This window comes from Methanobrevibacter curvatus (assembly GCF_001639295.1).
Classification (GTDB): Archaea; Methanobacteriota; Methanobacteria; order Methanobacteriales; family Methanobacteriaceae; genus Methanoflexus; species Methanoflexus curvatus.
Map to the genome: position 1 here is coordinate 1 of NZ_LWMV01000092.1, position 1,473 is coordinate 1,473.

Annotated in this window: 1 pseudogene; it reads left to right on the forward strand. The window is 31.4% G+C overall.

What is annotated here, in order from left to right:
* Positions 1-1,473, forward strand: a pseudogene (locus MBCUR_RS02265) (hypothetical protein); the annotation flags it as partial.

Sequence of the window (1,473 nt, forward strand, 5' to 3'; positions counted from 1 at the left end):
TTTGGCTAATGGTGAGAGTATTGTTTTGGATATTCTTGTTCGTTTGAATGGTACTGGTAGTATTGTGAATGTTGCGAATGTTACTGGTGTTAATGAGAATAATACTGGTAATAATAGTAGTACTCCTGATAATACTACTAATCTTACTGTTGTTCCTACTGTGAATCTTAGTGTTGTTAAAACATCTAATGTTTCTGGTTCTGTTTTGAATGGTGCGTTTGTTTTGTATACTATTAATGTGACTAATTTTGGTCCTGATAATGCGACTGGTTTGGTTATTACTGATAGGTTAGATAGTAGATTAATATACATTAATAGTACCACTCCTCGTGGAACTAGCTATATTGTAAGTACTGGTGTTTGGAATATTAACACTTTGGCTAATGGTGAGAGTATTGTTTTGGATATTCTTGTTCGTTTGAATGGTACTGGTAGTATTGTGAATGTTGCGAATGTTACTAATCTTACTGAAAATAATACTGGAAATAATAGTAGTACTCCTGATAATACTACTAATATTACTGTTGTTCCTACTGTGAACATTAGTGTTGTTAAAACATCTAATGTGTCTGGATCTGTCTTAAATGGCATACTTGTTTTATACACTATTAATGTGACTAACTATGGTCCTGATAATGCGACTGGTTTGGTTATTACTGATGTTTTAGATAGTAGATTAATATACATTAACAGTACCACTCCGAGACTTACAAGTTATATTGCAAGTACTGGTGTATGGTATATTGGTAATTTGGCTAATGGTGAGTCTATTGTTTTGGATATTCTTGTTCGTTTGAATGGTACTGGTAGTATTGTGAATGTTGCTAATGTTACTAATGTTGGTGAGAATAATACTGGTAATAATAGTACTCCTGATAATACTACTAATATTACTGTTGTTCCTACTGTGAATATTAGTGTTGTTAAATCATCTAATGTTTCTGGTAATGTTTTAAATGGTGCTTATATATTGTATACTATTAATGTGACTAATTTTGGTCCTGATAATGCGACTGGTTTGGTTATTACTGATGTTTTAGATAGTAGATTAATATACATTAACAGTACCACTCCGAGACTTACAAGTTATATTGCAAGTACTGGTGTATGGTATATTGGTAATTTGGCTAATGGTGAGTCTATTGTTTTGGATATTCTTGTCCGTTTAAATGGTACTGGTAATATTGTGAATATTGCGAATGTTACTAATGTTACTGAAAATAATACTGGTAATAATAGTAGTAATCCTGATAATGAAACTAATATTACTGTTGTAACTACTGTAAATCTTAGTGTTGTTAAGACATCTAATGTGTCTGGATCTGTCTTAAATGGTATATTTGTTTTGTATACTATTAATGTGACTAATTTTGGTCCTGATAATGCGACTGGTTTGGTTATTACTGATGTTTTAGATAGTAGATTAATATACATTAACAGTACTACTCCTCGTGGAACTAGTTATGTTGTAAG